Annotated in this window: 7 protein-coding genes; all 7 read left to right on the top strand. The window is 51.1% G+C overall.

The window, feature by feature from the left end:
- Positions 1-2,432: T6SS effector BTH_I2691 family protein (locus AC791_RS20535; protein ID WP_049839040.1), on the top strand; the 2,432-nt coding region annotated here is incomplete at its 5' end.
- 18 nt (positions 2,433-2,450) lie between these two features.
- Entirely contained in the window at positions 2,451-3,284 is an 834-nt protein-coding gene (locus AC791_RS03275) for a DUF6708 domain-containing protein (RefSeq protein ID WP_228136872.1), read from the top strand.
- 313 nt (positions 3,285-3,597) lie between these two features.
- Entirely contained in the window at positions 3,598-4,350 is a 753-nt protein-coding gene (locus tag AC791_RS03270; protein WP_072094279.1) for a DUF6708 domain-containing protein, read from the top strand.
- 28 nt (positions 4,351-4,378) lie between these two features.
- Positions 4,379-4,564, top strand: coding sequence for a hypothetical protein (locus AC791_RS03265; protein WP_049839038.1), 186 nt, complete (start codon positions 4,379-4,381; stop codon positions 4,562-4,564).
- Positions 4,565-4,664: 100 nt separating this feature from the next.
- Positions 4,665-5,435 (top strand): DUF6708 domain-containing protein, encoded by a 771-nt coding sequence (locus AC791_RS03260; RefSeq protein WP_049839064.1) that lies wholly within the window; start codon positions 4,665-4,667, stop codon positions 5,433-5,435.
- 95 nt (positions 5,436-5,530) lie between these two features.
- Positions 5,531-5,692: a hypothetical protein gene (locus AC791_RS20530; RefSeq protein ID WP_158443029.1), complete on the top strand. Its 162-nt coding sequence runs from the start codon at positions 5,531-5,533 to the stop codon at positions 5,690-5,692.
- A 95-nt stretch (positions 5,693-5,787) separates the two neighbouring features.
- Positions 5,788-6,555 carry a TIGR03747 family integrating conjugative element membrane protein gene (locus AC791_RS03255; protein WP_416202285.1) on the top strand — a complete coding sequence of 256 codons (768 nt, stop codon included), beginning with the start codon at positions 5,788-5,790 and terminating at the stop codon, positions 6,553-6,555.
- The last annotated feature ends 17 nt before the right edge of the window (positions 6,556-6,572 follow it).

The raw sequence follows: 6,572 nt of genomic DNA, 5'->3' as shown, positions 1-6,572 counted from the left end.
AGAAGCAGGTTGCGCTGGCCAACCGGGTAGCGCTGCTGCAACAGCAGTTTGTTGCCCCGGTCTGTGCGCTGGTGCTGGATGACCCGGTGGGCGTGGTGCAGGAGCTTAACCATGCCCGGCTGGATGTGGTTGAGGCCCTGGCAAAATATCGCTCAATACCTGACAACCTTCACCAAAGTACCATTTCAGATATCATCCTCAATATCCGCGATTCAATAGTGAAACAGACTAAAGGTGACCCGACGATAAAGGATTTTGGTACCCCGGGAGCGTCATACGCCTCCACCCGTGAAAGCCAGATTGCAATAAAAATCAGTCAGGCATTGAGCCGTCTGGAAAAGTATTACGATGAACCCGCACGGGCAACGTTTGCACAGGGGTACAAAAACGCGATTGACGGCTATCAGTATAAAATGACGGCGATTGTCAAAGACCTTGAAGCCGCGTATCGCGCAGCGTTATGGCTGACAGTCATCAGGCAGGACTATTCCCCCGCGACCAGTGTGATTAGCTGGGCAGCGCAGCTGAACATGCTGGCCGGAAGTCTGCAGGGAGGTATGGTCGGCATGAATAAGAATAATTCCGTGTGGTACGACTGGATGAAAGACCCGGACAGCCCGCCTTTTATCTCCCTGCTGGGGAAAGAAGCGGGTCTGATAAGCGCGGTCTACAACGGTTCAGCCAGTTACGCTAACCTGAAAACACTGCTCAACAGCCAGGAAGTGTGTGATTTTGTCGACAGTCTGAATTTTACTACCCCGGTCAGCAGTCTCACCATGTCGATGAATGGAGCCTTCAGCCTGGTGAAGAACACGCTGTCTGAGAAAGCAAATGCAGGGTTTGTTCGAACTCTGCAGGCGCTGGCCTGGGTTTCAGAGGGCGAGCCTGCGGTCACTATTTTCTCCGGGGAGATAACGGTACGTGAATTTCAGGACATTATGCTTAAGCAACTCGACAGCCAGGGTCGTCCTGTATGGAGCACGCTGCGGCAAAGCGGCAGTTACACGCAAAACACGTCACATACCGGAGCCTGGCTACAGGTGACAGAGCCGGAACTTCTCGAACGAAAAATCCCCGTGCGTTTTGCCTCATTACTGAAAGACATTGAGTCGCCGGCCTCTAAGCAGGCGGCCCGCAGGGCAGGCAGCAGTGCCGGCGCATTGCGAAAAGGCAGCATACTGAAAGATGGCAGCCGGCTGGCAGATTTTCCCGGACTGATTCTGGCTCAGGACGCAGTGGATAATGCCCTGATGACAGGAGAAATGAGTATGGGTCTGGGCGATACGCTTAAAATTGCCCGCCAGCAATACCAGCTGCCGCGCCGGGTATTCAGCAGCAGCGGGCTGGGGTTTGTGCTGAGCGCGGTGATGCTGGGTCTGCAGAAAAGTGCGCTGGATGACAATCTCAACGCGCTGCAGGCGGCCATTCCCGGAGACGCTCAGGCGACAATGAAGCTGACCTCCAGCGTGCTGATGGTAACCGCATCAGCGGTGGAGATGATAGGTTTCGGTCATATGGTGGCACGCTGGGGAACAGACCCTTGGAATATGAAACCCAATGTTATTGTGCGCGGTGCTGAGATTTATGCTCATCCTCTGATCCGGGTAGCAGGAGTAATTGGCGGGATTGCATCGGTTGTGGATGGGATTGCTCTGGGAATAAAAGCCTGGGATGCCAAGGAAAATGGGGACCTTGCCGCAGAAGCGCTTTATGCCTTTTCCTCCGGAGTAACAGTTCTTTCTGGTGCCTTTGGTATTTATGCTGGTTTCACGGCCGATTTCGCTCTATTTGGCCCCATTGGTATTTGTATCGGGCTGGCAATACTTGGGGCAGTCCTGGCAACCATGGCAGAGAGCGAAGTGCGTTCACCGCTTGAGGTCTGGCTGAGCGATACCTGCTTTGGGATTCAAGGCAAGCGCGGCAAATATGATAAGGTCTGGAATGCAAAAAGCCTCGCTGATTTGCAGGAGGCGATAAACGCGTACCGCACTATTGCTAGCGGAGTATCTGCGCAACTCCGGCGCGAGAGGCTGGCAGAAGCGGTGCTCAACACGGCGGGAACAGGATTAATTGCCGTACAGGTGAAGCTGCCGGACTGTAGTAAGGATGGTTCTGACTGGCTGGTGGAGCTGACAGCACAGGGTGAATACGATAGCCAGTTATTGGCCCGGTCAGCCTCCTCCGCAAAGAAGGATAGCGTAAAGACTCAGGCTCAGCAGCATGTTGATATCTCTCCGATGGGGAGTATGGGGATGTCGACGACACTGCCTGCGAACACCGCCATCAAGGAAAGCTGGGAAAAAAGCGGGCTGCTGCTCGAAGGTGAGTTTGCTCTGAATATGACCAGGTTTACGGGAGCCAAAGTCCAGGTGACTTACTGGCCGGATAAAACCCATCCCGATAACAGTCTGCAACTGACTGCCAGCGTTTAAAGGAATTAAGGAAACCAGATGCCACAGAATCTTTTTTTTCAGGCACGGAATGAGCCTCAGCCTAAACTCAATCCACCGACTTATCGCTGGCAGGAGGATATGCCGGAAAATACTGACCCGCAGTTAATTCCGCCACAGCTCATCTGGCTGAATAACAGAAATGATATCTGGATGGAAATCCCACGTTATGAGGGGATCATGTGGGGAGGGGCTTTGTTTATGATTTTTTTCTTGTTTACTATTTTCACCCCTATGTCTTTTTATTCTTTTTCTATGCTAATGGATGATTTTGACTATACGATAACAATTATCATTTTTATATATATTACGTTAATGTGGTCATCAATTTTTTTATTTTACAAGTTATATTTTATTATTCCCCGGGATCAACCCATTCGTCTGAACAGAAAACGTCAAAAAATCTACACCTTCGATTATAAACGCAAGTGGTGGAATCCCTGGGCCAGATGGCCGACCACCATACGGGCATTCAGCTGGGCCGATGTTTATGGCGAAATGTGTTTTTCAAGCGACCGGTATACCGGCGGGGTTCAGCTCTTTGGGGCCGTGGGTGAACCCGATACGCTGAATGTGACGGAACGGTTTCAAATCGCCGGCGGCTCCCCGACGCAGCTGCATCAACTCTGGAGTTACCTGTGTCTGTATATGAAAGGTGAGCCGGTACCTGAAGAAGCGGTAAACCCGGGACGCCCGGACTTCTGGTGCCCGCGTAAGGCCGATAAATGGCCGGAAGAGATGGAGCGGGAGTCCACCACCGCGCCGGAAGCAGAAAACAAGTATGCGGGCATAACGGACATATGGAAGGCCCTGCGTCTGAATCCACCCACGTAATGCAGGCACAGGCTGTAGCGAGATTTATATGGGAATGTCGACGACGCCGCCTGCGAACGCCGTCATTAAGGGAAGCCGGAAAAAAAGCGGGCTGCTGCCCGAAGTGAGTTTGCCCTGAATATGACCAGGTTTACGGGAGCCAAAGTCCAGGTGACTTACTGGCCGGATAAAACCCATCCCGATAACAGTCTGCAACTGACTGCCAGCGTTTAAAGGAATTAAGGAAAACCAGATGCCACAGAACCTTTTTTTTCAGGCACGGAATGAGCCTCAGCCTAAACTCAATCCACCGATTTATCGCTGGCAGGAGGATATGCCGGAAAATACTGACCCGCAGTTAATTCCGCCACAGCTCATCTGGCTGAATAACAGGAATGATATCTGGATGGAAATTCCCCGTTATGAAGGGGTCATATGGGGTGGGATGTTATTTGGTGCAATATTAATGTTGGTTACCTGTTTTATAATACTTCCAATATCCTTTTCAATTGCTAGCTATTCTGGCGATTTAGAAGGCTATTTGATTATGTTTTTTTGTGATTTTATTGTTTTTACCTCTGTAGTTCTCTTCATGAAAACATATTTTATTGCTGCCAGAGATCAACCCATTCGTCTGAACAGAAAACGTCAAAAAATCTACACCTTCGATTATAAACGCAAGTGGTGGAATCCCTGGGCCAGATGGCCGACCACCATACGGGCATTCAGCTGGGCCGATGTTTATGGCGAAATGTGTTTTTCAAGCGACCGGTATACCGGCGGGTTTCAGCTCTTTGGCGCCGTGTGTGAACCCGATACGCTGAATGTGACGGAACGGTTTCAAATCGCCGGCGGCTCCCCGACGCAGCTGCATCAACTCTGGAGTTACCTGTGTCTGTATATGAAAGGTGAGCCGGTACCTGAAGAAGCGGTAAACCCGGGACGCCCGGACTTCTGGTGCCCGCGTAAGGCCGATAAATGGCCGGAAGAGATGGAGCGGGAGTCCACCACCGTGCCGGAAGCAGAAAACAAGTATGCGGGCATAACGGACATATGGAAGGCCCTGCGTCTGAATCCACCCACGTAATGCAGGCACAGGTCGAAGGAAGATTTATATGGGAATGTCGACGCCGCCGCCTGCGAACGCCGTCATCAAAGGAAGCCGGGAAAAAAGCGGGCTGCTGCCCGAAGATGAGTTTGCCCTGAATATGACCAGGTTTACGGGAGCCAAAGTCCAGGTGACTTACTGGCCGGATAAAACCCATCCCGATAACAGTCTGCAACTGACTGCCAGCGTTTAAAGGAATTAAGGAAAACCAGATGCCACAGAATCTTTTTTTTCAGGCACGGAATGAGCCTCAGCCTAAACTCAATCCACCGATTTATCGCTGGCAGGAGGATATGCCGGAAAATACTGACCCACAGTTAATTCCGCCACAGCTCATCTGGCTGAATAACAGGAATGATATCTGGATGGAAATCCCTCGTTATGAAGGGGTCATATGGGGTGGGATGTTATTTGGTGGAATTATTATATCTACAGTCACTTTGCTCATGATAATTTTTTCACTTTTTATTATTAAAGATGTTATCGATGGGTTGGGGATTAGTATTAATGGCGGTGGAATAGTATTACTATTTGCATTTATGGATTTTTGTTTTGTTTCAATGTGTTTTCTATTTTTTAAGGTTTATTACGTAGAGTCAAGAGATCAACCCATTCGCCTGAACAGAAAACGTCAGAAAATCTACACCTTCGATTATAAACGCAAGTGGTGGAATCCCTGGGCCAGATGGCCGACCACCATACGGGCATTCAGCTGGGCCAATGTTCATGGCGAAATGCGTTTCTCAAGCGACCGCTACAGCGGCGGGTTTCAGCTCTTTGGCGCCGTGTGCGAACCCGATACGCTGAATGTGACGGAACGGTTTCAAATCGCCGGCGGCTCCCCGACGCAGCTGCATCAACTCTGGAGTTACCTGTGCCTGTATATGAAAGGTGAGCCGGTACCTGAAGAGGCGGTAAACCCGGGACGCCCGGACTTCTGGTGCCCGCGTAATTCGGATAAATGGCCGGAAGAGATGGAGCAGGAGTCCACTACTGCGCCGGGAGCAGAAAACAGGGATGCGGGCATAACGGACATATGGAAGGCCTTACGCGCACGCCGTTGAGCCTTTTTTCGTGTTATCGCCGTAAAGATGTTGGTCTGCTCAGGCCACGGCTTGCCCCGATACCGGATAGCTGACCTTATAAGGATATTGCTGATATGACTTTATTTTCTTTTAATGAGCCTCAGCCGAAGTTGAATCTGCCGGTCACCTGCTGGCGGGAAGACATGCCCGAGAGTCATGAACCGGAACTGGTGCCGCCGCAGCTGCGCTGGCTGACGACGCAGAATGACATTTATCTGGAAGTGCTGCATTCCTGAGTCAGGCATTATAGATCCTGGCCGGGCCGTCCTGGCAGCTTGGGGTTGATTCCGTTCAACGGATCGTCTGCCATTCATTACGTGATGGCTATCGTTTGCCGCCGGAAGCGGTGGAAACGTCGGTCACGGCGCAGTCGTCAGCCCCGCCAAAGCCGCATGGCTTTCTCACTGTGCTGCTGTGGGATATGCCGTGGCGCATTATCGGGATGTTGCTGGTATCGCTGCTGTTCAGCCTGATTGTGGAATATATCGGTATCGCGTTCTTCTGGCCGGATCAGGGTGCGGAACATAGCCATGCCGTTATGCAGACGGAAAGCGGTTATTTTGCCAAGGGGTTTACGCAGAGTTTGCTGCTGTCATCGCCGGTGGTGACCCTACAGAGCTGGATCGTGCTGGGTTATCAGTGGCTGTTTGTGAACAGCGGCTTTACTGGCTGGTTGCAGTCGATTCAGACGCCGACTGCAGGAAGCGGCAATGGCGTCACGGATGAGCTAAATGCCTGGATTGCCTGGGCGGTACAGGTCGCATATGAATACCTGATGGCGACAATGTATGTGTCGCTGGTCTTTCTAATGCGGGTCACTATTCTGGTGTTGTCAGTGCCGTTGTTTATCCTGGCTGCCATTGTAGGGATCGCGGATGGGATGGTACGGCGCGATCTCCCTCGCTATGGTGCGGCGTATGAGTCGAGCTTTCTTTATCATCATGCTAAATGCCTAGTGAAGCTAGCGATGTATATACCGCGCGTGTTGTATCTGTCAGCGCCATTTGCAATATATCCGAATTTATTATTATTACCGGCAGCATTATTGATGGGGCTGGCTATTTCAGTGACGATGGGAAGTTTTAAGAAGTATTTATAGGGTATAAAAACCGATTT

Origin of the sequence: Klebsiella sp. RIT-PI-d (assembly GCF_001187865.1) — a bacterium.
Lineage (GTDB): Bacteria > Pseudomonadota > Gammaproteobacteria > Enterobacterales > Enterobacteriaceae > Superficieibacter.
The sequence above is the reverse complement of the archived record's forward strand: the minus strand, read 5'-3'. Positions and strand labels throughout refer to the sequence as shown.

Excerpts from the sequence above, each read along its gene's own strand:
- AC791_RS03275 (WP_228136872.1), top strand. The coding sequence starts at position 2,451 with ATGCCACAGAATCTTTTTTTTCAGGCACGGAATGAGCCTCAGCCTAAA.
- AC791_RS20530 (WP_158443029.1), top strand. The coding sequence starts at position 5,531 with ATGACTTTATTTTCTTTTAATGAGCCTCAGCCGAAGTTGAATCTGCCG.
- AC791_RS03270 (WP_072094279.1), top strand. The coding sequence starts at position 3,598 with ATGCCGGAAAATACTGACCCGCAGTTAATTCCGCCACAGCTCATCTGG.
- AC791_RS03265 (WP_049839038.1), top strand. The coding sequence starts at position 4,379 with ATGGGAATGTCGACGCCGCCGCCTGCGAACGCCGTCATCAAAGGAAGC.
- AC791_RS03260 (WP_049839064.1), top strand. The coding sequence starts at position 4,665 with ATGCCGGAAAATACTGACCCACAGTTAATTCCGCCACAGCTCATCTGG.